This is a genomic window from Shinella sp. HY16 (assembly GCF_028534175.1).
Lineage (GTDB): Bacteria > Pseudomonadota > Alphaproteobacteria > Rhizobiales > Rhizobiaceae > Shinella.
On record NZ_JAHYXL010000003.1, the window covers coordinates 85,491 to 110,944 of the forward strand.

25 protein-coding genes are annotated in these 25,454 nt (G+C 65.3%); 22 read left to right on the forward strand and 3 right to left on the reverse strand.

The window, feature by feature from the left end; genetic code table 11:
• Window positions 1–160 precede the first annotated feature (160 nt).
• The 11 genes from K0P03_RS26840 (at window position 161) to greA (ending at window position 11,225) form a co-directional block, all read left to right on the forward strand.
• A complete protein-coding gene (locus K0P03_RS26840) occupies window positions 161–910 on the forward strand; it encodes an SDR family NAD(P)-dependent oxidoreductase (protein WP_023513196.1) in 750 nt (249 codons plus the stop codon).
• Window positions 903–1,646 carry an SDR family oxidoreductase gene (locus tag K0P03_RS26845; RefSeq protein WP_272791156.1) on the forward strand — a complete coding sequence of 248 codons (744 nt, stop codon included), beginning with the start codon at window positions 903–905 and terminating at the stop codon, window positions 1,644–1,646. The genes K0P03_RS26840 and K0P03_RS26845 overlap by 8 nt, the downstream gene beginning before the upstream one ends.
• A 198-nt stretch (window positions 1,647–1,844) precedes the next feature.
• Window positions 1,845–2,852, forward strand: a complete 1,008-nt coding sequence (locus tag K0P03_RS26850; protein WP_050744747.1) for a magnesium and cobalt transport protein CorA — start codon at window positions 1,845–1,847, stop codon at window positions 2,850–2,852.
• Between the two features lie 135 nt (window positions 2,853–2,987).
• On the forward strand, window positions 2,988–3,605 hold the full coding sequence (locus K0P03_RS26855) for a helix-turn-helix domain-containing protein (RefSeq protein WP_272791157.1): 618 nt from the start codon (window positions 2,988–2,990) through the stop codon (window positions 3,603–3,605).
• Between the two features lie 239 nt (window positions 3,606–3,844).
• Entirely contained in the window at window positions 3,845–5,431 is a 1,587-nt protein-coding gene (locus K0P03_RS26860) for an ABC transporter substrate-binding protein (RefSeq protein ID WP_272791158.1), read from the forward strand.
• Window positions 5,432–5,515: 84 nt separating this feature from the next.
• Complete coding sequence (locus tag K0P03_RS26865) at window positions 5,516–6,565, forward strand: ABC transporter permease (protein ID WP_051758760.1); 1,050 nt, start codon at window positions 5,516–5,518, stop codon at window positions 6,563–6,565.
• 9 nt (window positions 6,566–6,574) lie between these two features.
• Window positions 6,575–7,477, forward strand: coding sequence for a nickel transporter permease (gene nikC / locus K0P03_RS26870; RefSeq protein ID WP_050744750.1), 903 nt, complete (start codon window positions 6,575–6,577; stop codon window positions 7,475–7,477).
• Window positions 7,474–8,325, forward strand: a complete 852-nt coding sequence (locus tag K0P03_RS26875; RefSeq protein WP_272791159.1) for an ABC transporter ATP-binding protein — start codon at window positions 7,474–7,476, stop codon at window positions 8,323–8,325. The genes nikC and K0P03_RS26875 overlap by 4 nt, the downstream gene beginning before the upstream one ends.
• Entirely contained in the window at window positions 8,322–9,074 is a 753-nt protein-coding gene (locus K0P03_RS26880) for an ABC transporter ATP-binding protein (RefSeq protein ID WP_023516143.1), read from the forward strand. The genes K0P03_RS26875 and K0P03_RS26880 overlap by 4 nt, the downstream gene beginning before the upstream one ends.
• 189 nt (window positions 9,075–9,263) lie before the next feature.
• Window positions 9,264–10,538: a GGDEF domain-containing protein gene (locus K0P03_RS26885; RefSeq protein ID WP_272791160.1), complete on the forward strand. Its 1,275-nt coding sequence runs from the start codon at window positions 9,264–9,266 to the stop codon at window positions 10,536–10,538.
• Between the two features lie 204 nt (window positions 10,539–10,742).
• Entirely contained in the window at window positions 10,743–11,225 is a 483-nt protein-coding gene (greA, locus tag K0P03_RS26890) for a transcription elongation factor GreA (RefSeq protein ID WP_037408628.1), read from the forward strand.
• Window positions 11,226–11,229: 4 nt separating this feature from the next.
• On the opposite strand, the gene K0P03_RS26895 is transcribed toward greA, so the two are convergent.
• Both K0P03_RS26895 and K0P03_RS26900 read right to left on the reverse strand, forming a co-directional pair.
• Complete coding sequence (locus tag K0P03_RS26895) at window positions 11,230–11,928, reverse strand: LrgB family protein (RefSeq protein WP_024271193.1); 699 nt, start codon at window positions 11,926–11,928, stop codon at window positions 11,230–11,232.
• A complete protein-coding gene (locus K0P03_RS26900; protein ID WP_023516458.1) occupies window positions 11,921–12,295 on the reverse strand; it encodes a CidA/LrgA family protein in 375 nt (124 codons plus the stop codon). Before K0P03_RS26900 ends, K0P03_RS26895 begins: the two co-directional genes overlap by 8 nt.
• Window positions 12,296–12,506: 211 nt before the next feature.
• Here K0P03_RS26900 and K0P03_RS26905 point away from each other — a divergent pair, with 211 nt between their 5' ends.
• The 8 genes from K0P03_RS26905 (at window position 12,507) to K0P03_RS26940 (ending at window position 20,030) form a co-directional block, all read left to right on the forward strand.
• Entirely contained in the window at window positions 12,507–12,857 is a 351-nt protein-coding gene (locus tag K0P03_RS26905) for a hypothetical protein (protein WP_050744755.1), read from the forward strand.
• A gap of 70 nt (window positions 12,858–12,927) precedes the next feature.
• Window positions 12,928–14,424: a multicopper oxidase family protein gene (locus K0P03_RS26910; protein ID WP_272791161.1), complete on the forward strand. Its 1,497-nt coding sequence runs from the start codon at window positions 12,928–12,930 to the stop codon at window positions 14,422–14,424.
• Window positions 14,421–14,855 (forward strand): c-type cytochrome, encoded by a 435-nt coding sequence (locus K0P03_RS26915; RefSeq protein ID WP_088016450.1) that lies wholly within the window; start codon window positions 14,421–14,423, stop codon window positions 14,853–14,855. The genes K0P03_RS26910 and K0P03_RS26915 overlap by 4 nt, the downstream gene beginning before the upstream one ends.
• Window positions 14,856–14,953: 98 nt before the next feature.
• Window positions 14,954–15,436, forward strand: coding sequence for a c-type cytochrome (locus K0P03_RS26920; protein ID WP_023516462.1), 483 nt, complete (start codon window positions 14,954–14,956; stop codon window positions 15,434–15,436).
• Between the two features lie 134 nt (window positions 15,437–15,570).
• On the forward strand, window positions 15,571–17,127 hold the full coding sequence (locus K0P03_RS26925) for a D-aminopeptidase (protein ID WP_050744757.1): 1,557 nt from the start codon (window positions 15,571–15,573) through the stop codon (window positions 17,125–17,127).
• 134 nt (window positions 17,128–17,261) lie between these two features.
• Entirely contained in the window at window positions 17,262–18,113 is an 852-nt protein-coding gene (locus K0P03_RS26930) for a D-amino-acid transaminase (protein WP_050744971.1), read from the forward strand.
• 82 nt (window positions 18,114–18,195) lie between these two features.
• Entirely contained in the window at window positions 18,196–19,233 is a 1,038-nt protein-coding gene (locus K0P03_RS26935) for a DmpA family aminopeptidase (protein ID WP_050744972.1), read from the forward strand.
• Window positions 19,230–20,030 carry a M55 family metallopeptidase gene (locus K0P03_RS26940; RefSeq protein WP_272791162.1) on the forward strand — a complete coding sequence of 267 codons (801 nt, stop codon included), beginning with the start codon at window positions 19,230–19,232 and terminating at the stop codon, window positions 20,028–20,030. Before K0P03_RS26935 ends, K0P03_RS26940 begins: the two co-directional genes overlap by 4 nt.
• Here the strand turns inward: K0P03_RS26940 and K0P03_RS26945 are convergent.
• Window positions 20,002–20,973 carry a LysR family transcriptional regulator gene (locus K0P03_RS26945; RefSeq protein ID WP_272791163.1) on the reverse strand — a complete coding sequence of 324 codons (972 nt, stop codon included), beginning with the start codon at window positions 20,971–20,973 and terminating at the stop codon, window positions 20,002–20,004. The two genes, K0P03_RS26940 and K0P03_RS26945, sit on opposite strands and share 29 nt — an antisense overlap.
• A 183-nt stretch (window positions 20,974–21,156) precedes the next feature.
• Between K0P03_RS26945 and K0P03_RS26950 the strand changes: the two genes are divergently transcribed.
• The 3 genes from K0P03_RS26950 to K0P03_RS26960 all read left to right on the forward strand — a co-directional run bounded on the left by K0P03_RS26950 (window position 21,157) and on the right by K0P03_RS26960 (window position 25,451).
• Window positions 21,157–22,782 (forward strand): amidohydrolase, encoded by a 1,626-nt coding sequence (locus K0P03_RS26950; RefSeq protein ID WP_272791164.1) that lies wholly within the window; start codon window positions 21,157–21,159, stop codon window positions 22,780–22,782.
• Window positions 22,783–22,838: 56 nt separating this feature from the next.
• Window positions 22,839–24,431, forward strand: a complete 1,593-nt coding sequence (locus K0P03_RS26955; RefSeq protein WP_050744761.1) for an ABC transporter substrate-binding protein — start codon at window positions 22,839–22,841, stop codon at window positions 24,429–24,431.
• Between the two features lie 84 nt (window positions 24,432–24,515).
• The gene (locus tag K0P03_RS26960; protein WP_130514369.1) at window positions 24,516–25,451 is read left to right on the forward strand and encodes an ABC transporter permease; all 936 of its coding nucleotides are present in this window, start codon (window positions 24,516–24,518) and stop codon (window positions 25,449–25,451) included.
• The last annotated feature ends 3 nt before the right edge of the window (window positions 25,452–25,454 follow it).

Below are 25,454 nucleotides of genomic sequence, written 5' to 3' on the forward strand. Positions count from 1 at the left end.
TCCCGGGTTTTCAGGTATCAGATATCATATGTCGCAGGCTTCCCCAGAGGAAGCGCGCCTGCGGCGAACTCCGGGGGCAGCTTGCATTTCGATAAAGTTAGCATATAAGTGATAACATACCAATATAGCGTTGCCGCGAAAATTGCGGGGGAGATGAAGCATGCAGGATCAGTCTGTTGTCATCGTCGGCGGCGCTTCGGGTCTCGGTTTCGTCACGGCCCGGCTGATGGTCGAGCGCGGTGCTGCGAAGATCGGCCTTGTCGACCGCAACGAAGCGCTGCTTGCCTCCTCCGCGGCAACGCTGTCGGCGATGGGCGCTGAGGTGGCGACTGCCGTCGCCGACATTTCCCGGGCCGAGACGGCGCATGGCGGCTTCGAGGCAGTTGCGGAAAAGCTCGGCCGTGTCCATGCCCTCGTCAACAGTGCGGCCATCTATCCGCGCAAGCCCATCCTCGAGATCACCGACGAGGACTGGGACCTGGAAAACGCCATCAACATCAAGGGCACCTATCATATGATGGTCGCGGCGGTACGCCACATGCGCCGCTTCGTGACCCTGCCGGAGGTGACCGGCCGTATCGTCAACGTCACCTCGGTCGATGCCTTCAAGGCGCACCCGCAGAATGCCCACTATGCCGCCACCAAGGCGGCGGTCGTCAGCCTCACCAAATCCTTCGCCCAGGAATGCGCCAAGGACCAGATTCTCGTGAACTCCGTCGCGCCGGCCGGCTTTGCCACCGATCGGGCCAGGGAGCTCGGCTTCCTGCCGGAGCTTGCCAGGGCAAGCGCGCTCGGCCGGGCGGCGGAGCCGGTAGAAATGGCCGAGTGGATCGTCATGATGGCCTCCAGCCGCAACACCTATGCGACGGGCGAGAATGTCGTGATCAGCGGGGGCTACATCTATGTCTGACGCTAACCGCGTCGCCGTGGTCACCGGCGCGACCAGCGGCATCGGCGAGGCCATCGTGCCGATGCTGCGGGGGCGGGGACTGACGGTCTATGCCATCGGCCGCAACGCGGCAGCGCTTGCCGGGCTTGCGGAACGCTGCGGAGCGATCCCTGTCGAGGCGGACGTGCGCGATACGGCGCGCATCGCCGAAGTGCTGGCCGGCGTCGCGGTCGACATCCTCGTCAACAATGCCGGTATCCTCTCGACCCGCGCGGCTTTCCAGGACATCGACCCCGCCGAGATCGACGCGATGATCGACGTCAATCTCAAGGCGCCGATGCAGCTGACGCGAGTGTTCCTGCCCGGCATGGTGGCGCGCAAGCGCGGCCATCTCCTCTATATCGGTTCGAGCGGCGGTCAGGCACCCTATCCGAACATGGGCGCGTATGGTGCCTCGAAGGCGGGTCTCAGCCTGTTTTGCGACAACCTGCGCTGCGATCTCCTCGGCACCGGCGTGCGGGTGAGCGAGATCGTGCCCGGCCGCGTCCAGACGGCGCTCTACCGCACCTCGCTTCCCGGCGGCCAGGCGAATGCCGTGCTCTATGACGGTTACCGTCCCATCCAGCCGGAAAACATTGCGCAGATCGTCCATGACGTCATTGCACTGCCTGCCCATGTCGACGTCGCCCGCATCGAGGTCTTCCCGACGGACCAGGCCACCGGCGGCGGCACGATGGTGAAATTCGACCCGCCCTGAAGCGCTGCAACACGGGTTTCCGAGGCGGTGCGGTCTCCACCTGCGGCTCGGCTGTGCCCGTTGAACGTATCGCTGAAACGTCCGTTCAACGGATTGCTCCTGTTGCGACAACCACCCTCGAACCGGCGGCGAAAGTGCGCTAGATTGGTGGTGCGAGTGCGTTCTTTGAGGGACGGCGGTCGCGACCGGGAGGTGCTGATGGATCATGTCCGCAAGTTCACGCCAGCCCCGGCCGAGGCCGGGATCGTTGCCTCCAGCGTCTACACCGCCGGCAGGCGGATCGCCGATATCACCATCGAAGAGGCCGGCGAATGGGCGGCCAAGGATGGCCATGTCGTCTGGATCGGGCTGCTGGAGCCCAGCCGCGAGCTTCTCCTGCGCGTTCAGGCGCAATTCAACCTGCATGATCTAGCGATCGAGGATGCCGAGCACCCGCACCAGCGACCCAAGCTGGAGCAGTATGGCGACGCGCTGTTCATCGTGGCGCGCACGGCGCAACTGATCGACCGCCGCGTGATCTTCGGTGAAACGCATCTTTTCGTCGGCAAGGGCTATATCGTCAGCGTGCGCCATGGCCCGTCAACCTCCTACGCCTCGGTCCGCCAGCATTGGGAGAGTTGCCCTCATTCGCTGGCCAAGGGGGAGGATTTCGTCCTCTACGCCATTCTCGATTTCATCGTCGACAATTACATGCCCGTGCTGGAGCAACTCGAAGACGAGGTCGAGGAAATCGAGGACAAGGTGCTGATCAAGCCGATGACGGCGGGCGATATCGAGCGCCTCTACATGATGCGTCGCGACCTGCTCCGGCTGCGCAATGCCGCGCTGCCGCTGGTCGAGGTCTGCCGGCGGCTGACGAGCTCGGACTTGCCGCAGATCCAGCAGGCCATGCACCCGCTGTTTCGCGACGTCACCGATCACATCCGCACCGTGCAGGAAAAGATCGACAGCCTGCGCGAGGTGCTGGCCTTCGCCTTCGAGGCGAGCTTGCTGGTCGGCCAGAGCCAGGAAACGGCAATCTCCAAGAAGCTGGCCTCATGGGCGGCGATCCTCGCCGTGCCGACCGCGCTTGCCGGCATCTATGGCATGAACTTCAGCGACATGCCCGAACTGCGCATGCAATACGGCTACCCCATGGTGCTGTCAGCGATCGGTGCGACCTGCCTGTTCCTGTACTGGCGGTTCCGCAAGAACGGCTGGCTCTGACAGGGGCGAGCTCCGGTCCTGCCGGCATATCCTCGTTGTTTCGCGTTCCTCGGTTTTCGTCAATTTCCCGCTTGCGCAATGAACTTTAGTGATACTAAAGTGTGCGATGATGATGGCACAGTGCGGAAAGACGGCATGAATTTCGATGAACGGGAGGCGCCGGAGGCGGGCGCCGGTTCCCTGGCCCAACCGCCCTCCGCGACCTCGCTCGGCCGCGCGCTGCGTCAGCGGCGCAAGGAGATCGGCAAGACGATGAAGGAGGTGGCGCAGGAGGCCGGGCTCAGCGAAGGCTTCATCAGCCAGATCGAGCGCGGACTTTCCACCCCCTCGCTGATCTCGCTCTACAATGTCGCCAATACGCTCGGCATCAGCATTGAGGCTTTTCTGCCGCAAAACCCCCAGCCCGCCCATTCCATGGTCTCGCGGGCGAGTGAACGGCAAGGCTGCAGCATCGATGCGGAGGAGCGGGTCTATCAGATCCTGCAGCGCGGCTTTCCCGATGCCCGGCTGAACAGCTGCATCACCCATATGCCACCCGGCTATGTCTCGGAGCTGACGCGCCACGAGGGCGAGGACTTCCTCTATCTCATCGAGGGCGAGATGCTCTACGAAGTCGGCGACCGGAACTATCTGCTGAAGGCGGGCGATACGTTGCATTTTCCCTCCTCCCTGCCGCACCGGGCGCGCAATGTCGGCGCCGTCGAGGCGCGGGAACTCTGGGTCGGCACGACGCGGATCATCCCGGAGCGCTGACGGTGGGTGCTTTCAATTCTTTGCAGGGATTCTCGCAAAATCGATTGACAAGCACCTCTCAAAAACTTTAGCCTGACTAAAGTTTTTGAGAGGTGCGGTGGAGGCCGCTCGATTTGGGGAGGCCGCCTCGCCGGTTCCGCGCCCGAAACGCGGACGGGATCATGGGGCGGGCGCATTTCACGAACGGCAACGCGGGAGCGGCCGGCGGCAGGACATTCTGCCCGGCTGGAGGAGGAAACATGCGTATAGAAAGACTGATTGGCGGCGCGATGATCGCACTGGCACTGGCATCGACCAGCGCCCTTGCCGAAACGCCGAAGAACACGCTCGTCGTGGCCGACGCCATCGACGACATCATCACGCTGGATCCGGGCGAAGTCTCGGAGGTGGGCGGCGTGCTGGCGGCGAACCAGATCTACCAGCCGCTGGTAAGCGTGGCGCCGGATGATTCCAGCAAGATCATCGGTGTGCTCGCGGAGAGCTGGACGGCCTCCGAAGACGGCAAGACCTATACGTTCAAGATGCGCTCCGGCCTGAAATTCGCCTCCGGCAATCCGGTGACGGCGAAAGATGCCGAATATTCGCTGCGCCGCGTCGTCGCCATGAAGTCGCGCTCCGCCTTCATCCTGACCCAGTTCGGTTTCTCGCCGGAAAACGTCAAGGACCGCATCAAGGCGACCGACGACAGGACGCTGGTCATCGAGATCGGCGATACCTATGCACCGTCTTTCCTTTATTACTGCCTCTCCTCCTATGTCGGCGGTATCGTCGATTCCAAGCTGGTGCAGGAGCACGAGGTGAACGGCGACTTCGGCAATGCCTGGCTGAAGTCGGAGAATTCCGCCGGCTCCGGCCCCTATGTGCTGACGCGCTGGGAGCCGAAACAGTCGATCATGCTGACCCGCAACCCCAACTATACCGGCGAAAGCGGTGGCCTGGAGCGCATCTTCCTCCAGCACATTCCGGAAAGCGCCGCCCAGCGCCTGCTGCTCGAAAAGGGTGACATCGATATCGCCAACAAGCTTGGCCCGGACGATTTCGGAGCGCTGGAAGGCAATCCGGATGTCGGCTTCGTCGAAGGCGTTTCAGGCACCATCTACTATATGGGCCTCAACGTGCGGAACGAGTACCTCGCCAAGCCGAAGGTCGTCGAGGCGCTGAAATATCTCGTGGACTATCAGGGCATTGCCGACACGATCTCGCGCGGCACGATGGAGGTGCACCAGACGCTGGTGCCGAAGGGCTTCCTCGGGGCGATCGACTACAAGCCCTACAAGCTCGACATCGAGAAGGCCAAGGCGCTACTTGGCGAGGCCGGTGTCTCCGGCGAATTCACGCTGGATTCCGTCGTCTGGAACACGCCGCCCTACACGGATTTCGCCCAGGCCATCCAGGCGACCATGGCGCAGGCCGGTGTCAAGCTGAACCTCGAAGTGGTCGATGGCCAGCAATGGCTGGAGCGTTACCGCTCTGCGAGCCTCGATATCTGGTTCGGCCTGTGGGGACCGGATTATCCGGACCCGCATTCCAACGGCAAGGCCTTCGCCGTCAATCAGAAGGACGCACCGGACGGCTCCACCGGGCTTGCCGACCGCTTCGGTTGGGATGCCGGAAAACTGTCGCAGGATGCGATGGCCGCGGTGCGCGAGCAGGACACGGACAAGCGCCGGGCGATGTACGAGGCGCTGCAGAAGACCCATACCGATACCTCGCCCTTCCTCTACATGTTCCAGCAGGTGCGCAAGGTCGGGGTGAAGAGCTCGCTGAAGGGCCTGGTCCTCGGCCAGACCTTCTCCGACGACCGCTACTGGAACGTCAGCAAGTAGGCGTAGGATCTGGGCTTCGGCCACGACAGGCTCGGCCTGGCCGTGGTCGAAGGCGGGTTCAAGGCAATCAAACCGGAGGGGTTCGTGCCGGCAGTTCTATTCCAGCGGGTCCTCGGTTTTACCGGCCGGATCGTCACCCTCGTCCTGACCGTGGGCATCACGCTCCTCGGTCTCGTTGCGCTCACCTTCTGCATCGGCCGTCTTGTGCCGATCGATCCGGTGCTCTCCGTGGTCGGGCAGAAGGCGAGCGAGGAGGTCTATCAGCGCGTCTTCCTCGAAATGGGGCTGGACAAGCCGCTCTGGCAGCAGTTCCTGCTCTATGCCGGCAAGCTGGTGCAGGGCGATTTCGGTACCTCCTTCGTCACCAACCGGCCGGTCCTGTCGGATCTCGCCGGCTTCTTCCCCGCGACGCTGGAACTGGCGACGCTCGGCCTTCTGATCGGCACGCTGGTCGGCGTGCCGGCCGGTGTCGCCGCCGCCTACTGGCATGATCGCTGGCCGGACTACCTCATCCGCTTCATCGGCCTCATCGGCTATTCGGTACCGATCTTCTGGCTCGGGCTGGTCGGCCTCTTCGTCTTCTATTCCCGGCTCGACTGGGTCTCCGGTCCGGGCCAGATCGACGTCTTCTTTCAAGGTATCGTCACGCCGGTGACGGGATCGCTGCTGATCGATTCCCTGATTGCCGGCGAATGGGAGGTGTTCGGCAACGCCCTCAGCCATATCGTGCTGCCGGCCGCGCTGCTCGGCTACTACAGTCTTGCCTACATCTCGCGCATGACGCGCTCCATGATGCTCGACCAGCTTTCGCGCGAATATGTGCTGACGGCCCGTCTCAAGGGCGCGACGGAGTACCGGGCGGTGATGCTGCATGCCCTGCGCAACGCCGCGATCCCGCTCGTCACCGTGATCGCGCTCTCCTATGGCGGTCTGCTGGAAGGCTCGGTGCTCGTCGAGACGGTCTTCGCCTGGCCCGGCATCGGCAACTACATCGCCTCCTCGCTCTTCCGGGCCGATATCAATGCCGTGCTCGGCGGCACGGTGCTGGTCGGTGCCGTATTCATCCTGCTCAACATGGTCTCGGACGTCGTCTACCAGATGCTCGATCCGCGCTCCAACCTTCGCCGCCGGTAGGAGGCCGCCATGACCACCGCCAATCCCACCCACGCCGACAGCCGCCGACAGTTAAGGCGTGCACGCCTCGGCGAATTCGGCAGGTTCTCCCGCCGCTTTGCGCGCAATCCGCTCGGCATGATCGGCCTTGCCATCCTTGGCGTGCTGCTGGCCAGCGCGATCCTCGCGCCGCTGCTTGCCCCGCACGATCCCTACCTTCCCGATCTCGTGCGCCGCCTCTCGCCGCCAAGCGCGCAGAACTGGCTCGGCACGGACGAGCTCGGCCGCGACATTTTCTCCCGCATTCTCTACGGCGCCCGGCTGACCCTGCTCATCGTCGGCCTGGTCGTGGCGACATCCGCGCCGATCGGTCTTGTTATCGGTGCCGTGGCGGGAACGGCGGGTGGCTGGGTGGATGCGGTCTTCATGCGCATCACCGACGTTTTCCTGGCGGTTCCGAAACTCCTGCTGGCACTCGCCTTCGTCGCGGCGCTCGGGCCGGGCATCGTCAATGCGGCACTGGCGATCACGCTCACCGCCTGGCCGCCCTATGCGCGGCTGGCGCGGGCCGAAGCGCTGATTGTGCGCGACAGCGACTATGTCAATGCCGTGCGCCTTGCCGGCGGTTCGGAATTCCGCATCGTCTTCCGCCACATCATGCCCATGTGCCTTTCCTCGGTGATCGTGCGCATGACGCTCGACATGGCCGGCATCATCCTGACGGCCGCCGGCCTCGGCTTCATTGGCCTCGGCGCCCAGCCGCCGCTGCCGGAATGGGGCGCGATGATCTCGACCGGCCGCAAGTTCATCTTCGACCAGTGGTGGGTGGCGACCATGCCCGGCTTTGCGATCTTCGTCGTCAGCCTCGGCTTCAATCTTCTGGGCGACGCCATGCGCGACCTGCTCGACCCGCATCTGAGGAGGCGCGCATGAGCGACCCGCTCGTCACCGTGAAGAACCTGCGCATCGCCTTTGCCGGCGAGGGCGGCGCGACGATCGAGGCGGTCAAGGGCGTCTCCTTCGAGGTCGGCCGGGAAAAGCTCGGCATCGTCGGCGAAAGCGGCTCGGGCAAGAGCCTGTCCAGCCGTGCGCTGATGGGGGTTCTGCCCGGCCATGCCCATGTCGCCGCCGACGCCATGTCGTTTGCGGGCATCGATCTCCTGACGGCCTCGCCGCGCGTGCGTCGGCAGCTGCGCGGCAACCGCATGGGCATGATCCTGCAGGACCCGAAATTCTCGCTCAACCCCGTCATGCGCGTCGGCGCGCAGATCGCCGAGGCGATCCGGCTCGGCGACCGCTCGCTGCCGCGTGCAAAGGTGCGCCGGAAGGTGCTCGAGATACTGGAGGCGGTGCATATCCGTGCACCGGAGCGCGTCTACGACCTCTATCCGCACGAACTCTCCGGCGGCATGGGCCAGCGGGTGATGATCGCCATGATGGTGGTGCGCGAGCCGGAACTGCTGATCGCCGACGAACCGACCTCCGCCCTCGACGTCACCGTGCAGGCGCAGGTGCTCGAGATCATGGACGAGCTGGTCAGGCGCCGCGGCATGGGCCTCGTCTTCATCAGCCACGATCTCAACCTCGTCTCGCGCTTCTGCGACCGGGTGCTGGTCATGTATGCCGGCCGTATCGTCGAGACGCTGGATGCGCGGCGCATGCACGAGGCGGCGCATCCCTATACGCAGGGCCTGCTCGCCTGCCTGCCCGCCATCGATGGGCCGCTGACGCCGCTGCCGATCCTTGCGCGCGCGGCAAGCTGGGGAGAGGCACGCCCATGATCCGTATCGACAATCTCGGCGTCCGTTTCGGCAGCGCCGTCGCCGTGCAGGATGTCAGCCTTGCCGTGGAGAGCGGCGAGAGCTTCGGGCTGGTCGGGGAAAGCGGTTCGGGCAAGTCGACGGTGCTGCGCACTGTCATGGGGCTCAATCGCCAGTGGACCGGCGATATCAGCATTGCGGGCATCGACCTGCGCCGGGGGCGGCGGAAGGATCTCGTGCGCGTGGCGCAGATGGTGTTCCAGGACCCCTATGCCTCGCTGCATCCGCGCTACACGATCGGCCAGGCCATCGCGGAGCCAATGCTGATCAACCGTCTGCCTGACGTGGATGCCCGTACGGTTGAGCTGCTGGAGATGATCGGGCTGACGGCGGCGCACCGCTTCCGTTTCCCGCATGAGCTTTCCGGCGGCCAGCGCCAGCGGGTGGCGATCGCCCGCGCCCTGTCGCTCGCCCCGAGCGTGTTGCTGCTCGATGAGCCGACCTCGGCGCTCGATGTTTCGGTGCAGGCCGAAATCCTCAACCTCCTCAACCGCTTGCGCCAGGAGCTGAAGCTGACCTTCATCATCGTCAGCCATGATCTCGCAGTCATTTCCTATATGTGCGACCGGCTGATGGTGATGCAGAATGCCCGGACGGTCGAAACGCTGACGCGCGAACAGCTGCGCGCCGGCGACATGCAGCATGACTATACCCGCACGCTGTTCCGGGCGAGCCATCACCGGGCGCAGGCCGCGCCTGCCGAAGCCTGACGATCGGCTCGGCCGGCGCTTGCCGCAAATCGGAGGCGACACCTTAACGCTCTGTTGGCCTCGTCTCGAAACGCGCTCTTAGGGCCTCCCGGATAGGGTGCGGGCGATGGGCGGCGCTTGCGTGCCGACCGTCCCGCGCCGCCTGAGACGGCGTCGGTCAACGATCTTCGGATTGGGGGAAGCGCGTTCATGATGGATGCGAAAACCATATTCACGACGGCGTCTGTGATGGTGCTTGCCAATGGCGCGATCCTCGCCGCCATCCACCGCGACTTGCCGGCACGGCTGCGCGGGGCGGCCAGCCAATGGTGTCTTGGAACGCTGCTGGTCGCTTTCGGCTGCATCGTCTTTGCTTTCGGCGCGCCGCTGCCCCGGCCGGTCATGCTGTCGGCGGCCAATGCCGCCTTCGCCTTCGGCCTGACCGCCTATTATGCCGCGATCCTCTCGTTTCACCGGCTGGAGGTGAGGGTTTGGCATTTTCTTCCCGCGACCATCGCGACATTGTCCGTGGTGCGGTTCTCCACCGTCATGCCGGATTTCCGCATTCGCATCCTGATCGTTTCCGCCGCCTGGATCTGGCTGATGGCGCTATGCGTGCGGGTGCTGCTCGACCGGACGCGCGGCCACGCCTCTCTGGCGCGCTCCATCCTTGCCGCGATGTTCATCGGGGTCGGTGCCTATTCGGCCCTGCGGGGCGCGCTCTATCTGCGGGTGGGGGTACCCGATGCCTTCGCCGTCGAGACGGGAGACAACTGGCTGAACGTCTTGTCCGCCATGCTGTTGACGCTGCTGCCCGTCATGGGCACGACGGCATTCCTGCTGATGTGTTCCGACCGGTTGCGGCGAGGTCTCGAGCGGGCTGCGGCGACGGACTACCTGACGGGCCTGCCGAACCGGCGCAGCCTCGCCGGTCGCGCCGCGGAAGCCTTTCTCGCCGCAAAGCCGAGGGGCCGTGATTTTTCCATCGCCGTCTTCGACATCGACAAGTTCAAGGCGATCAACGACACCTACGGCCACGAGACCGGCGACCGGGTGCTCATCCATGTCGCCAGGCGGTTGCGCGCCGAAGTACGCCCGACGGACACGATCGCCCGGATGGGCGGCGAGGAATTCGCCGTGCTGTTCCCCGATCTCGGCACGGACGATGCCTTCGCCATTGCCGAGCGGATGCGCGCCGCCGTCGAGGGCAGTGATTTCACTGTCGGCGACGCGAGGATCGACATTACCATCTCGGGCGGTATCGCCGTCCTGCGCCCGGGCGACACAATCTATGACGATATCCTGCGCCGGGCCGACAGTGCGCTCTACCGCGCCAAGTCGAACGGCCGCAACCGTGTGGAGATCGCGGGCGAAGCGGGGCCGGACAGCGCGGTGAAGGCCCGTATGGTCATATCGCCGCCGCCGGCGATCTCGGCCGCCGGATCTGCGATCGCGCATACGGCGAGACAGTCGGCGCACCCCTGATCCTCGTGCATGGTCTTTGCAGCCGGGGCCGGGCGTGTCGAGGAATTGACCCATCTCCCGACGATGGGTAGATTCCCGGTGGCGGGTCCGGTTTGCGAGCCGCCCGGCCATGGACGGTCGGCAGGCCGGGCGAAGGGCCTTTTCCGCAAACAGCAAATGACAAGCGCAGGGCGTGTGCCCTCTGCGTCACGATGGAGTTCGAGTGTGAGCGTAGCCTTCATGAAGGAAGAGAGCGCCGAGACGGCAGCGGAAACCCTGCTGCCCGAACGGGCGATCTCCCCGCACCTCAATCTTGTGACGGAGACCGGGCTGAGGGCACTGGAGGCGCAGCTTCAGGAGGCCCGCGAGTCCTATGCGGCGGCGAACGCCATCGAGGACGTCAACGAGCGCCGGCGGCAGGCGGCCGGCCCGGGACGGGACCTGCGCTATCTTGCCGAAAGGGTCCGAACCGCCGAGCTCGTTGCCGCGCCTGCCTCGAACGATGTCGTTTCCTTCGGCAGCACGGTCACCTTCAGCCGCGACGACGGACGCGTTCAGACCTATCGCATCGTCGGCGAGGACGAGGCCGACCCCAAGGCCGGCTCGATCTCCTACGTGGCGCCCGTGGCCCGCATTCTCATGGGCAAGGCTGTCGGCGATCTGGTGACAGTCGGTGACCAGGAACTCGAAATCACCGCCATCGCGTGAGCGATCACAGGAAGAGATGCACGATGAGGGATGTGAGCACCGCGTTCAGCCCCATCGCGATCCCCGAAAACAGCCCGGCCACCGGATCCACCGAATAGGCGCGTGCCGTGCCGATGCCGTGCGAGGCGAGGCCGACGGCAAAGCCGCGCGCGCTGTAGTCCTTGATGCGCATGGCGTTCATCATGGGCGTCACGACGATCGCACCGCAGATGCCGGTGAGCACGACGACGGCCGCGGTGAGGGCCGGGTCCCCCGCAAGGCCGGAGGATATGGCCATGGCAACCGCTGCGGTCGTGGATTTCGGGGCGAGCGAGGCGACGACCTCCGGTGCGAAGCCGAACAACTGGCTGAAAAACACCGTCGAGCCGACGGCGGTGAGGCTGCCGACGAAGAGGGCGGCGAGCAGCGGCAGGAGGTTGCTCTTCACGAGCGCCAGTTTTTCATAGAGCGGGATGCCGAGGGCGACGGTCGCCGGGCCCAGCAGAAAATGGATGAACTGGGCGCCTTCGAAATAGGTGGCATAGTCGATCCCGGTGACGCAGAGCACGGTGGCGATGGCGGCGATGGAGAAGAGGATCGGGTTCAGCAAGGGATTTCCCGGACGGAGCCCGGCAAGGCCGGTGGCCGCGAGCCAGACGACCAGCGTGCAGGCAAGCCACAGGAGCGGCGAGGTGGCGAGATAGACCCAGAGCCCGTCAGTCATTCGTATAGCCTCCGGAAAGTCGCTTCACCAGGATGAAGACCCAGACGGTGACGGTCAGTGTGATGACGGTCGACAGCAGTACGATGGCGAGCAACGCGAAACCCCGGTCGCGGATGAGATCCAGGTGCTGGATGATGCCGACCCCGGCGGGCACGAAGAGGATGCCAAGATTGGCAAGGATGGCTTTCGACGTGTCGAGGGTTTGCTGGTGGGCGGACTGCAGAAACGGCTTTCCGCCGGTCAGCGTGAGAACCACGGCGATCATCGCCATGCCGATGACCGGCCCCGGCACGAAGCCGCCGAGGTAATAGGCGGTCACTTCGCCGATCAACTGGAAAACAAGCAAGATCGTAATTCCGACGAGCATCTGCGCACTCCCTGCATGAGCTTCGGGCCCGGGTGTCCGTCGGTTCGTTTGCAATCCCAACGAACGACCGGGCCGCAGCTGCGAGGCTTAAAGGCCTTTTGCCTTTAAATCCATGGCTCTGGCCTGTCGGGCGGCAGGAGAAAATCTGCGCGGCACTTTGCCCGGGCGCTGAGCGATGGACAAAGCGGGATCGGATCCCTATTTTTGTATCATGCTGCGGTTTCTGTTGCTCATCGTTTCGGCTTGTCTGTTCGCGGTCGTGTCCTTCACGGCCTCGGCGCACGAGACCGGCATGATCGTGTCGACGGAACTGGCCAGCCGCATGCAGCCGATGGACCACACGTCCATGGCGAAGGCGTCCTGTACCGATGACGGGACGTGCAAGACGGATCCCGGCCTGTGTGATCTCGTCTGCATGGGTATCGGCGTGTTTCTGCCGGCCGAGCGAATCCCGGCAGGCCTTGCCTCGCCCCGCGAAACCTACCGTCGTCATCCCGACGCGGCGCTCGTCTCGACGCCGCCCGCCCTCGACGACCGACCTCCCATAGCGCACCGCCTTTGAAGCCGCGGCGGGCTCTTCCTGCCGCACCCCTCCAGATTGTTGAACGGGACGTCTGTCCCGAGGTGATGCTATGAGATCCTTTACCCGACGCGGCTTCCTGGCCGCCGGCGCAGCAACGCTTGCTGCAACCCAGTTCCCCATCCCTGTCTTCGGCCAGACGGCCGCGCCATTGCGGCTTGCCGCCACGCGCCGTACACTCGATATCGACGGTCGCGCCGCCACCGTCTTCGGCCTTTCCGGCCCCGGCGGGCAAGGCCTCGTCCTCGATCCCGGCCAGCGTTTTCGGGTCGACCTCAGCAATGACCTGCCCGTCCCCACCATCGTGCACTGGCATGGCCAGATTCCGCCGAACGTGCAGGACGGCGTGCCGGATATGCCGCAGCCGCTTCTAGCGCCAGGTGAGACGCGCAGCTTTGATTTCGCCCCGCTTTCGGGCACGCACTGGATGCACAGCCATGTGCCGATCCAGGAAATGCAGCTGCTTGCGGCCCCGCTGATCGTGCGCCGGCCGGAAGACCTCGCCGCCGACCGGCAGGATGTGGTGCTCTTCCTGCACGATTTCTCCTTCAAGGCGCCGGAAGAGGTGCTGGCGGAGATCACCGGCGGGCATGGGGGCGCCGCCCCCTCCGGCGCCATGCAGGGCATGGACCACGGCAGCATGGCCGGAATGAACATGGACAGCGCCGGAACCACGGGTGCGATGGCGATGCAGATGGATATGGGCAACATGGCCGGGATGGGCGGCATGACCATGGACCTGAACGACTACGACTGGGATGCCTATCTTGCCAATGACCGCACGCTGTCCGATCCCGAGGTCGTGTCGGTCGAGCACGGCGGACGGATTCGGCTGCGCGTCATCAATGCCGCCGCCGCCACGGTTTTCTGGATCGATACGGGCGCGCTGACAGGGCAGCTCGTCGCCGTGGACGGGCATCAGGTCCGCCCGCTCGCCGGCTCCCGCTTTGGCCTTGCCATGGGACAGCGGCTCGACATCGAGATCGACCTGCCGAACGAAGGCGGGGCATGGCCCGTGCTTGCGCTGCGCGAGGGTGCGCGCGAGCGGACCGGCATCGTCCTTGCGACGCCCGGTGCGGCCATCGCCAGGATCGACGCCCTTGCCGAAAAAGAGGCACCGGCCTTCGATATTGACCTTGCGCAGGAAGCGAGCCTTTCGGGCATCGACACGTTGCCGGAAAGGCCGATCGAGCGCAACCAGATGGTCATGCTGGGCGGCTCCATGCAGCCCTATGTCTGGACCATCGACGGGGCTGTCTGGGGCAAGCACCGCCCCATCGTCGCAAAGAGCGGCGAGCGGGTGGAACTCGGCTTCCACAACATGTCGATGATGGGACACCCGATGCACCTGCACGGCCATGCCTTCCAGGTGGTCGGGATCAATGCTCGTCGTTTTGCCGGCGCCCGACGCGACACGATCTATGTGCCGCCGATGTCGATGGTCACGGTGGCGCTGGACGCGGGCGAGGCCGCGCGCTGGATGCTGCATTGCCACCACATGCCGCATCTTTCGGCCGGCATGATGACCGAGTTCCGGGTCGAGGCGTGAAGGCGGCGTGGATTGCAGGCGGCGCGGTCCTTGCGGCCGTGGCCGGCGTGGTTCTCTTCGTCCTGGAAAGGCCGGGCCGGGAGGCGGACGCGCGTATCGCCCTCGGAAAAGCCCTCTATGCGGAGAACTGCGCGAGCTGTCACGGCGTCAGGCTGGAGGGCCAGCCTGACTGGCGCAGCCCGCGGGCGGACGGCCGCCTGCCCGCACCGCCCCACGATGCCACCGGCCACACCTGGCATCATGCCGACGCGCAGCTTCTGGCGATCATCCGCCGCGGTACGGCCGCGGTCGTTGGCGGCGGCTACGAGAGCGACATGCCGGGTTTTGCCGGCATCCTCAGCGATGCCGAAAGCGCGGCGGTGCTTGATTTCATCAAGAGCACCTGGCCGCAGCGCGAGGCGGATTATCAGCGCCGGATCTCGGGCGGCTGATCTTGCACATCCGGTCGCGGGGATTGCCCCGTGGCCCTTCAGAAAACAATTTCGCCGGGTGGCAATTGCCGCAGCCGGCTTCCGATCAGGACACGCACATGACACGAAACGAACAACAGAAGAGCCACTCGAAAAATGCCGCTGGCGGCATGAACAAGGGAAAGATCGCCGTTCTCGCCATCGTCGCGGTGGGCATTGCCGCCGCCGCTGTCTGGACGCGCCGGGGGGCGGAGGCCCCGGCGGCAGAAGCTGCGACAGGTGGGGGCGCTCTCGTCGCCGTCACGGTTCCGGCAACCCTGTCGGAGGCGGCGAAGATGGGGGAAAGGGCGTTCAACGCCGTCTGTGCCGCCTGCCACGGCGCAAATGCTGCGGGAACCGAGGCCGGGCCGCCGCTGGTGCATAAGATCTACGAGCCCTCTCATCATGGCGATTACGCCTTCGAGATGGCCGTTGCCAACGGCGTGCGGGCGCATCACTGGAGGTTCGGCGACATGCCGCCCCAGCCGGCCATGACGAAGGCCGATCTCCAGAACGTGATCGCCTACGTGCGTGAGGTGCAGCGGGCAAACGGCATCGAGTGACCCGGCATGCCCTGCCGGCCAGATTTGCCGAGTTGCGAAGCCGGCGCGGATGGAAAGAATGGCCACCGGAAAGATTCGCAGCGATCCCCGCAGGGCAGGCGCCGGGCGGGGCGGGAACGGAAGGCAGGCAGGGCATGATCGACGAGAAGCGGCTCGAAGCGGAAATGGATGCACTCGCCGTGCGGTTTCCGGGGCCGGGTGGCGTTGCCGGTGTGGTCAGCGAGGGGCGGATTGTCGCCCTTCGTTCCTGGGGTTTCTCCGATCTCGACGCGCGGCGATCGATGACGGCCGGCACGCGGCTGCCGATCTGCTCGGTCTCCAAGCAGTTCACCTGCGCGGCCATGCTGGCCGCCTGCGGCACGCCGGAGGCCCTCGATGGCCGGCTCGCCGCGCATCTGCCGAATTTCGACGGTCCGCTGCCGCGGGTGCGCGACCTCTGCAACAACCAGTCGGGCCTGCGCGACTACTGGGCGCTGACCGTGCTGCACGGTGCCAGAGCCGAGCAGGCCTTTTCGCGTGATGATGCGGCATCGGCGTTCAAGCGTATGCGCAGCGGGCATTTTGCGCCGGGTACGCGTTATTCCTACAGCAACGGCAATTTCCGCCTCCTCTCCGATCTTCTCGAGGAGTTCTCCTCCGACACGCTTGAGACGCTCTACGCGCGGCACATCTGGGAGCCGGCCGGCATGGCCGGTGCCGTGCTGACCGCCGATACCCGCCAGCCGGAGGACGGCGTGGTCGGCTACGAGGGCAGTGACGCGACAGGCTATCTGCCGGCAGACAACGGCATCTACTGGCGCGGTGATGCGGGCATTTCCGCCTCGCTCGACGACATGCTCGCCTATGAGCGCTGGATCGATGCGACACGCGGGGATCCGGACAGCCTCTACCGGAAGATCGCCGTGCCACAGACCTTCCGCGACGGGGCGGCCGCCTCCTATGGTTTCGGCCTGCAGCATTCGCGTGTCGGTGATGTCGCCTTCACCGGCCACAGCGGCGCCTTGCGCGGGTTCCGGGCCTTCCGGGCCTATTCGGCCGAGGCGCGGCTTTCGGTCGTGGTGATGTTCAATCATCACGGCGATGCGCATGGGGCGGCGCATCGGCTGCTGCGCGCCGCGCTCGGCCTGCCGCATCCCGCTTCCAAGCCGCTCGGCGAGCGCTGGGGCGGTCAATGGATGAGTCGCGAGACCGGTCTTCTTGCGCGACTGGAGCCAGGTTTCGATTCGGCGACACTGCGCTTCGGCACGTCGCCGGAAAGCCTTTTGGAGGCGGAGGAGGGCAGTCTTGCCTCTTCGTCCGTCAAGGTCGCCCGTGCCGGTGAGGACCTCCTGATGCAGCGCGCACAGGAAAACTACGCCGAGAGGCTGGTGCCGGTCGCATCGGCGCCGGCGGTAGGCGACGCGCGTCTTGCGGGCCGCTACCGCTCCCCCGAACTGGAGGCCGACATCGTCATCGAATGCCGTGACGGCGGGACCTATCTCTGGGCTGAGGGCTTCCTCGGCACGGGCCGGCCCGAAATCGTCCGGCCGGCCGGTCCTGATGTCTGGCTCGTCGTAACCCGTCGCTCGATGGATGCGCCGGCCCCGGGGGACTGGACGCTGGTGGCTGAGCGCGATGCGGCCGGACACATCACGGGTCTGGTGCTCGGCTGCTGGCTGGCCCGCGGGATCCGCTATGTCCGGCGCAACTGACGCCGTCTAACATATTGCAAAACAAGACCTCAGGCGATTTTTGCATAGGATCCTGCCCAAATTGAATTGGTCAGCCGCGGCAAGTCACACCAATGTTCCGCGCCAAAGGCAACCGGCGCAAGCAAGAGGAACAGATGGGCAGGATCGTCTACGTCCACGGTCAATTCGTAGCAGAGGAGGAGGCCAGGATCGGGTTGTTCGATCGCGGCTTCCTGTTCGGTGATGCGGTCTACGAAGTGACGGCGGTGATTGCCGGACGAATGATCGATAACGACCTGCATCTCGCCCGGCTCGAACGCTCGCTGAGGGAGCTCGGCATTGCCCTCTTGCTCGGCCGGACGGAAATCGAGGCCATTCAGGCGGAACTGATCGCCCGCAATGCCTTGCAGGACGGCACCGTCTATCTGCAGGTCTCGCGCGGCGAGGCGGATCGCGACTTCTTCTACCCTGCCACTCTGACGCCGCGGCTGGTCGGCTTCACCCAGGCCAAGACCCTGACGGGGACAAAGACCCAGCAGAACGGCATCTCGGTCGATCTGGCCGCTGATCCGCGCTGGCAGCGCCGCGACATCAAGACCGCCATGCTGCTCGGGCAGGTGATGGCCAAGCAGACGGCGCGGGCCCGTGGCTTCGACGATGTCTGGCTGGTGGAAGACGGGCTGGTGACGGAAGGCGCCTCCTCGACCGCCCATCTCATCACCGCCGATGGTCGCATCCTCACGCGCGCCGCCTCGCAGGCCACGCTGCCGGGCTGCACCCAGCGCGCCCTTGCGCGCCTCTGCGCCGCCGAGGGCCTGCGCATCGAGGAGCGCGCCTTCACGCCCGAAGAGGCGCAGGATGCGGCGGAGGCCTTCCAGACCTCCGCTTCCAGCCTGGTCATGCCCGTTGTGCGTATCGGCGACCGGGTGATCGGCGATGGAAAACCCGGACCCCGGACACGGGTGTTGCAGGCGCTCTATCTGGAAGCGGCCGGCGTTTCGGTCTAGAGCATGCCCGGCGAGGCGGCTTATGGTTGCTCGTTGAAAAAGAACCATCTTTTCAAGAACTGGAATGCCGGAAGGGGCGGACATGAACACGGCGCGCGAACTGGGCCTGATCCCGCAGGGGCGGCTGGAGCCGGGGCCGGGCAATGCCATCACCGATATTGCCGGGGTCGCCGTCGGCCACCGCTCGCTGCGCGGGGACGGCCTCTTCACCGGCGTGACGGCCGTCGTGCCGCATCCGGGCGATCTCTTCCGCGTCAAGCCGCGGGCAGCGGTCGAGATCGTCAACGGTTTCGGCAAGTCGGCCGGGCTGATGCAGGTGGCCGAGCTCGGCACGATCGAGACGCCCATCCTGCTCACCAACACCTTTGGCGTTGCGGCCTGCACCGAGGCGCTCATCCGCCGCGCCATCGGCGCCAATCCGGCGATCGGGCGGAAAACCTCGACCGTCAATGCGCTGGTCTGCGAATGCAACGACGGCGGCATCAACGATATCCAGGCCCTCGGCGTGACGCCCGCCGATGCTGATGCCGCTCTTGACGCCGCGCGTCCGGGGCCGGTCGAGCAGGGGGCGGTCGGCGCCGGGTCCGGCATGACCGCCTTCGGCTTCAAGGCCGGGATCGGCACCGCGTCGCGGCTGATGCGCATCGGCAAGCACGATTTCACGCTCGGCACGCTGGTCCTCGCCAATTTCGGCGCGGCCGGCGATCTCGTCTTGCCGGATGGCCGCCGGCCCGATCCGCGTGTGCCGGCAAGCCCCGAGCGCGGCTCGGTCATCGTCGTCATGGCGACGGACCTGCCGCTGGGGGACAGGCAGTTGCAGCGCGTCGCCCGGCGTGGCGGGGCCGGGCTTGCCCGGCTCGGCGCCTTCTGGGGCCATGGCAGCGGCGACGTTGTCCTCTGTTTCACAACGGCCGATCCGGTCGAGCACGATCCGGCCGCGCCCGTCGCCATGCAGCAACGGCTGTCTGACAGCTATATCGACATCGCCTTCCGCGCCGCTGCCGAGACCACGCAGGAGGCGGTGCTGAACGCGCTCTGTGCCGCGCCGGCCACGCCGGCACGGAGCGGCCGCACCTATCCCGCCCTCACGGACTGGCTGAAGGAGAGCCCCGCATCATGAAAGTCTTCATCTCCGCCGATATCGAAGGCACCGCCGGCATTGCCCACTGGAACGAGGCCGAGCGCACCCATCCGGACTGGGCCGAGTTCCGCGCGCTGATGACGGGCGAGGTGGTTGCCGCCTGCGAGGGCGCGCGCGCCGCCGGTGCCACGGAAGTGGTGATCAAGGATGCCCATGACAGCGGCCGCAACCTCATCCTCGATCGCCTGCCCGATTACGCCCGCATCGTGCGCGGCTGGTCGGGCCACCCGGACGAAATGATGTTCGGCATCGACGCCGGTTTCGCCGCCGCGATCTATACCGGTTACCATTCCAAGGCCGGCACGGAGGTCAATCCGCTGGCCCACACTTCCAACCTGCGTATCTCGCGCCTGCTGCTGAATGGCGAGGTCGCGTCCGAGTTCACTTTCAACGCGCTCTGTGCGGCCGGCTATGGTGTGCCTTCCGTGTTTCTCGCGGGAGACGTGGGTATTTGCGCCGAGGCCCGGGCCATGGTGCCGGGCCTTGCGACGGTGGAAACGCTCGATGGCAGGGGCCGTGCCTCGACATCCATCTCGCCCGCCTGGTCGCGTCGCCTCATCCGTGAAGGCGTGGCAGCAGCGCTGTCGGGCGATTTCGCGCAGGCACTGCCCGCGAAGGCGGATCACTACGAGGTGGTGATCGAGTTCAGCACGCCGACCGAGGCGTACCGGGCCGCTTGGTATCCCGGTGCCAAGGCGCACGGTCCTCGCGCCGTCGCCTTCGAGCATAGGGATTTTTCGGAAATCCTCAGGGCGTTGCTCTTCCTGAAGGTCTGATTTCGGCAGGCGCTGCTTCCAGAAATTGCCGCGCCGCGCGCCAGAAATCCTCGACCTTGCCGGTCCGGCTTGCCGCATGGCGGTAGAGACGGATTTCGAGGTCGAGGTTCCAGCCCTCGTCCGACGAGCCCGACACGAGGCGTCCCGCTTCCATCTCCTCGCGCGCAAGGCTTTCCGGCAGCCAGCAGAGGCCGGCGCCCGTTACCGCCATGTTCATCAGGCCGGCACTGATGGTGTTCTCGTGCGTCGTGCGCCGGCGGAAGGGCGGGCGGCGCAGGAGGAGGCGCGACAGGGCGACGCCGAAGAAGGAATTGAATCCATAGCTGAGATAGGGAACGGCGAGCCGTGGCTGCGCGACGGCGCGGTCGAGGAGATTGTGTCCGGGCTGCACCTGGCCCGCAATCGTGACCTCCGCCGATACAAGCGGCATCAGCCGGTCTTGACCGACCGTCAGCGAAGCAAATTGCCCGCGATCGAGATGGAACGGCACCTCCGGATGGGCATAGGTGAGGAAGAAATCCGCTTCGTCGCCAACGAGCGCATCGAGATTGGCCTCGATGCCGCCGCGGTCAGGGATGAGCGATGTGCTGAAGGTGCCGCCCGCGCCTTCCAGCGTCTTCAGCCAGCGCGGAAAGAACGTGACCGTCAGCGTATGCAGGGCGGCAAAGCGGATGAGGCCCGGCTCATGCGAGGGGCGCAGCGCTTCGCGAGCCGCATAGAAAGTGCGGATCGCCTCCTGTGCGACGGGCAGGAAGTTGCGCCCCGCAGGCGTCAGTTCGGCCGGCATGGTGGCGCGACTGATCAGCGTGGCGCCGAGCCAGCCTTCGAGCTGCTTGATGCGGCGGCTGAAAGCCGGTTGGGTGACATTGCGCAATTCGGCGGCGCGCGAAAAGGAGGACGTGTCGGCCAGCGTCACGAAGTCCTCCAGCCACTTGATCTCCATTCACGTGTCCCTCCGGTGCCTTCTGCGCGGCAAAGGTGATCATAAGTCATTCAATCGAAATAGGTATGCCGATTTCGCATGGGGTCGTGCCAAAAGCGAATTGGCCAAGGCCGCCGCAACCTTTCACGTTGCGTGTGGAGGAAAGAGGCGCCGGTTCGCCGGTGCCGACAGGGGGAGCTGTGCATGGCATTCGGAATTGAGGCTGACCGTATCCTGATCAACGGCCGGATCTGGCGGGGGCGGGAAGAAGGCATCAGCGAGGCCCTCGCCGTCTGGCAGGGCAAAGTTCTGGCGACCGGCAGCACAGCCGACATGCTGAGCCTGAAGGGGCCTGCGACCGAGGTGATCGACCTGGAGGGGCGCTTCGCAACCCCCGGCCTCATCGACAATCATCTGCATCTCATCGCGACCGGCATCGCCATGGGCTTCGTCGACGCGACGCCCGCCGCTGCGCCGACGGTGGCCGCCCTTACGCGGGCCATCGCCGAGCGTGCCGCATCGACGCCGAAGGGTGGCTGGGTGCGCGCCCGCGGCTATGACCAGGTCAAGCTTGACACGGGGCGCCATCCGACGCGCGAGGATCTCGATCGCGCCGCGCCGGATCATCCGGTGTATCTGACGCGGGCCTGCGGTCATGTCTCCATCGCCAATTCCCGCGCGCTGGAGCTTGCCGGCATCAGCGAGGCGACGCCGGTGCCGGACGGCGGCGTTATCGGCATCACGGACGGCAAGCTCAACGGTCTTCTCGCGGAGAACGCCCAGAATCTCGTCAAGGCCGTCATGCCGCCGGCGACCACCGAGGAGCTGATCGACGGTATCGAGCGGGCGGGGCGGCATCTGCTCTCCTTCGGCATCACCAGCTGCATGGATGCGGCTGTCGGCCACGTTGCCGGGTTCTCGGAGATCCAGGCCTATGAGATGGCAAAACTGTCCGGCCGCCTGCCGGTGCGCGTCTGGCTGACGCTGCTCGGTGATCCCGGCGTCTCCATCGTCGAGGATGCCTGGCGGGCGGGGCTGCTGTCGGGGGGCGGCGACGACATGCTGCGCGTTGGCGGCGTGAAGGTCTTCCTCGACGGCTCGGCCGGCGGGCGCACCGCCTGGATGACGAAGCCCTATGAGGGCGAGCCCGACAACATCGGCGTGCAGATGCTGCCGGACGAGACGGTCGAGGCGGTCGTTCGGGATTGCCATGACCGCGGCTACCAGATGGTCTGCCACGCCATCGGCGACGGCGCGATCGAACAGCTGATCACGGCCTACGAAAAGGCGCTTGCCGCCAACCCGGATCCCGATCGTCGTCACCGCATCGAGCATTGCGGCTTCTCCACGCCCGCGCAGCACGCGCGCATGCAGGCGGCCGGCATCCTGCCCGCGCCGCAGATGGCCTTCATTCATGATTTCGGCGACAGTTACATTTCCGTGCTCGGAGAGGCGCGCGGCAAGGCGTCCTATCCGATCGGTACCTGGGCGCGCCTCGGCCTGAAGCCATCGACCGGCTCGGATTCACCGGTCTGCTCGCCCGATCCCTTCCCCAATCTTCACGCGATGATCACGCGCCAGACCGGCAAGGGCACGGTCATGGATGCTTCCGAACGGCTGAGCCCGGAAGAGGCGCTGCAGGCCTATACGGAATATGGCGCCTGGTCGCAAAAGGCCGAGGGCGTGAAGGGACGGCTCGTGCCCGGCCAGTGGGCCGATATCGCGGTCTTCGACAACGATCTTCTGACCGCGGATCCCAAGACCATTCTCTCAGGCACACGTTGCCTGCTGACCCTGCTTGCAGGCCGTGTCGTGCATGATGCGAGGTGACGGCCTGACAGACTGAATCGAAACGATGCCGAAAACGGCACGAGAGGGAGAACGACATGCTCAAGACACTGACACTGGCCGCAATGCTCAGCCTCGGCGTGGCCTCCGGGGCGCTCGCTGCGGGTGAACGCCAGGGCGGAACGCTCGTCTTCACCGCACCCTACGGCTCGAGCTTTGCCACGCTCGACGTGCAGGCGAGCCCGAACACGCAGGAAGAGTTCATCACGCAGGCGATCCACCGCGCGCTCTACAGCTGGGATTCCATCCAGAACAAGCCGGTGCTGGAGCTGGCGGATTCCGAAGACGTCTCCGAGGACGGCACGGTCCATACCTATCACCTGCGCAAGAACGCCGTCTTCCACAACGGCAAGCCGCTGACGGCCGACGACTTCATCTACAGCTACAAGCGTATCGCCAATCCGAAGAATGCCTTCCCGGGCGCAAGCTTCATCGCCAACATCAAGGGCGCGGACGACTATATCGCCGGCAAGGCCGAGGAGATTTCCGGCCTCAAGAAGATCGACGACAACACGCTGGAGATCACCTATACCGGCCCGATCAATCCCGGCTTTCCGCTGATGCAGAACACGACGGTCATCTACCCGTCGAATGTCGAGGACGAATCGAGCTTCGGCAAGACCCCCGTCGGCCTCGGCGCCTTCGTTTTCAAGGAGCATGTGCCGGGTTCGCAGGTCGTCGTCGAAAAGTTCGACAAGTACTACGAGGAGGGCAAGCCCTACCTCGATCGCATCAACATCGTGCTGATGGCCGAGGATGCCGCGCGCGACGTTGCCTTCCGCAACAAGGAGATCGACGTCTCCATTCTCGGCCCGACCCAGTACCAGGCCTATCAGGGTGAGGACGCGCTGAAGGGGCAACTGCTCGAGGTTGCCGAGGTCTATACCCGCAATATCGGTTTCAACCCGGCCTTCGAGCCTTTCAAGGACAAGCGGGTACGCCAGGCGATCAACCATGCCATCAATGCGCCGCTGATCATCGAGCGCCTCGTCAAGAACAAGGCCTATCCGGCGTCCGGCTGGCTGCCGCTCTCCTCGCCGGCCTTCGACAAGGACAAGCCGGCCTATGCCTTCGATCCGGAAAAGGCGAAGGCGCTGCTTGCGGAAGCCGGCTATGCCGACGGCTTCGAATTCGAGGTGACGGCGAGCCCGAATGAAAGCTGGGGCGTTCCGATCGTCGAGGCCATCCTGCCGATGCTGAAGAAGGTCGGCATCACCGTGAAGCCGAAGCCGGTGGAAAGCTCGGCGCTCGGCGAGGCTGTCACGACCAACAATTTCCAGGCCTTCATCTGGTCGAACCTCTCTGGTCCCGATCCGCTGAACGCGCTGCGCTGCTATCATTCGAAGACGGCGCAATCGGCCTGCAATTATACGAGCTATGCGAGCGCGGACTTCGACAAACTCTACGACGCGGCCCAGCAGGAGCGTGATCCCGCCAAGCAGAACGACCTCCTGCGCCAGGCCAACAACATCGTGCAGGACGACGCGCCGGTCTGGTTCTTCAATTACAACAAGGCGGTCATGGCCTATCAGCCGTGGATCCACGGCCTCGTTCCCAACGCGACGGAACTGGCGGTCCAGCCCTATGACGAGATCTGGATCGACGAGACCGCGCCGGACTCGCGCAAGTAAGATCTTGAGGGGTTCGGGGGCGGCGTGACTGCCGCCCCCGCATCGATTGTCGCGCCCTTGCGGGCGGCCAACACGGAACCGCTCATGCTTCGTTTCACCCTGCGCCGCATCTTTCAGATCATTCCGACGGTCGTCGTGGTGGCGCTGCTGATCTTCGTCATCTTCTCCGTCGTGCCCGGCACCTTTGCCGCCAGCCTCTTCGCCGATGGCAAGCGCGCCGCCGATCCCCAGATGATCGCCCGCCTCAACGAGGAATTCGGCCTCAACAAGCCGCTCATGGAACGCTTCGTGACCTATGTCACGGACCTCGCGCAGTTCGATCTCGGTACCAGTTTCCGCACCCGCCAGCCGGTGATCGACCTCATCAATGACCGTATGTGGGCCTCGTTGCAACTTGCCATCGCCGCCATGGTTTTTGCCTTGGTCATCGGCGTGCCGCTCGGCTTCCTCGCGGCGCTGCGACCCGGCTCCGTGCTCGATACCGTGACGATGATCGGTGCCGTCTCGGGTCTCTCCATGCCGCAGTTCTGGCTCGGCCTCCTGCTGATGTACCTCTTCGCCCTGCAACTGAACTGGCTGCCCAGCTTCGGCTATGGCGACGGTTCGTTCCAGAACCTCATCCTGCCCGCCGTCACGCTCGGCGTTACGCCGCTCGCGCTTCTCGCGCGCACCACGCGGGCCGGCGTGCTTGATGTGCTCAATGCCGATTTCATCCGCACCGCCCATTCCAAGGGCATGAGCGAGGTGACGGTCGTGCGCTGGCATGTGGCGCGCAATGCGCTGGTGCTGATCGTCACCACGGTCGGCCTGCAGTTCGGCTCGCTGATCGGTCAGGCCGTCGTCATCGAGAAGCTGTTCGCCTGGCCCGGCATCGGCTCGCTTCTGGTCGACAGCGTGGCGATCCGCGACATTCCCGTGGTGCAGGGCACGATCCTCGTCATCGTGCTGTGGTTCCTCGTCATCAACACGGCCGTCGATCTGATCTATGCCGCGATCGATCCGCGCATCAAGCAGGAGTGACGG

Bases quoted from the DNA above. Each gene is read 5' to 3' on its own strand.
- K0P03_RS26840 (WP_023513196.1), top strand. From the start codon at position 161: ATGCAGGATCAGTCTGTTGTCATCGTCGGCGGCGCTTCGGGTCTCGGT.
- K0P03_RS26845 (WP_272791156.1), top strand. From the start codon at position 903: ATGTCTGACGCTAACCGCGTCGCCGTGGTCACCGGCGCGACCAGCGGC.
- K0P03_RS26850 (WP_050744747.1), top strand. From the start codon at position 1,845: ATGGATCATGTCCGCAAGTTCACGCCAGCCCCGGCCGAGGCCGGGATC.
- K0P03_RS26855 (WP_272791157.1), top strand. From the start codon at position 2,988: ATGAATTTCGATGAACGGGAGGCGCCGGAGGCGGGCGCCGGTTCCCTG.
- K0P03_RS26860 (WP_272791158.1), top strand. From the start codon at position 3,845: ATGCGTATAGAAAGACTGATTGGCGGCGCGATGATCGCACTGGCACTG.
- nikC (WP_050744750.1), top strand. From the start codon at position 6,575: ATGACCACCGCCAATCCCACCCACGCCGACAGCCGCCGACAGTTAAGG.
- K0P03_RS26875 (WP_272791159.1), top strand. From the start codon at position 7,474: ATGAGCGACCCGCTCGTCACCGTGAAGAACCTGCGCATCGCCTTTGCC.
- K0P03_RS26880 (WP_023516143.1), top strand. From the start codon at position 8,322: ATGATCCGTATCGACAATCTCGGCGTCCGTTTCGGCAGCGCCGTCGCC.
- K0P03_RS26885 (WP_272791160.1), top strand. From the start codon at position 9,264: ATGATGGATGCGAAAACCATATTCACGACGGCGTCTGTGATGGTGCTT.
- K0P03_RS26895 (WP_024271193.1), bottom strand. From the start codon at position 11,928: ATGACTGACGGGCTCTGGGTCTATCTCGCCACCTCGCCGCTCCTGTGG.
- K0P03_RS26900 (WP_023516458.1), bottom strand. From the start codon at position 12,295: ATGCTCGTCGGAATTACGATCTTGCTTGTTTTCCAGTTGATCGGCGAA.
- K0P03_RS26905 (WP_050744755.1), top strand. From the start codon at position 12,507: ATGCTGCGGTTTCTGTTGCTCATCGTTTCGGCTTGTCTGTTCGCGGTC.
- K0P03_RS26910 (WP_272791161.1), top strand. From the start codon at position 12,928: ATGAGATCCTTTACCCGACGCGGCTTCCTGGCCGCCGGCGCAGCAACG.
- K0P03_RS26920 (WP_023516462.1), top strand. From the start codon at position 14,954: ATGACACGAAACGAACAACAGAAGAGCCACTCGAAAAATGCCGCTGGC.
- K0P03_RS26925 (WP_050744757.1), top strand. From the start codon at position 15,571: ATGATCGACGAGAAGCGGCTCGAAGCGGAAATGGATGCACTCGCCGTG.
- K0P03_RS26930 (WP_050744971.1), top strand. From the start codon at position 17,262: ATGGGCAGGATCGTCTACGTCCACGGTCAATTCGTAGCAGAGGAGGAG.
- K0P03_RS26935 (WP_050744972.1), top strand. From the start codon at position 18,196: ATGAACACGGCGCGCGAACTGGGCCTGATCCCGCAGGGGCGGCTGGAG.
- K0P03_RS26940 (WP_272791162.1), top strand. From the start codon at position 19,230: ATGAAAGTCTTCATCTCCGCCGATATCGAAGGCACCGCCGGCATTGCC.
- K0P03_RS26945 (WP_272791163.1), bottom strand. From the start codon at position 20,973: ATGGAGATCAAGTGGCTGGAGGACTTCGTGACGCTGGCCGACACGTCC.
- K0P03_RS26950 (WP_272791164.1), top strand. From the start codon at position 21,157: ATGGCATTCGGAATTGAGGCTGACCGTATCCTGATCAACGGCCGGATC.
- K0P03_RS26955 (WP_050744761.1), top strand. From the start codon at position 22,839: ATGCTCAAGACACTGACACTGGCCGCAATGCTCAGCCTCGGCGTGGCC.
- K0P03_RS26960 (WP_130514369.1), top strand. From the start codon at position 24,516: ATGCTTCGTTTCACCCTGCGCCGCATCTTTCAGATCATTCCGACGGTC.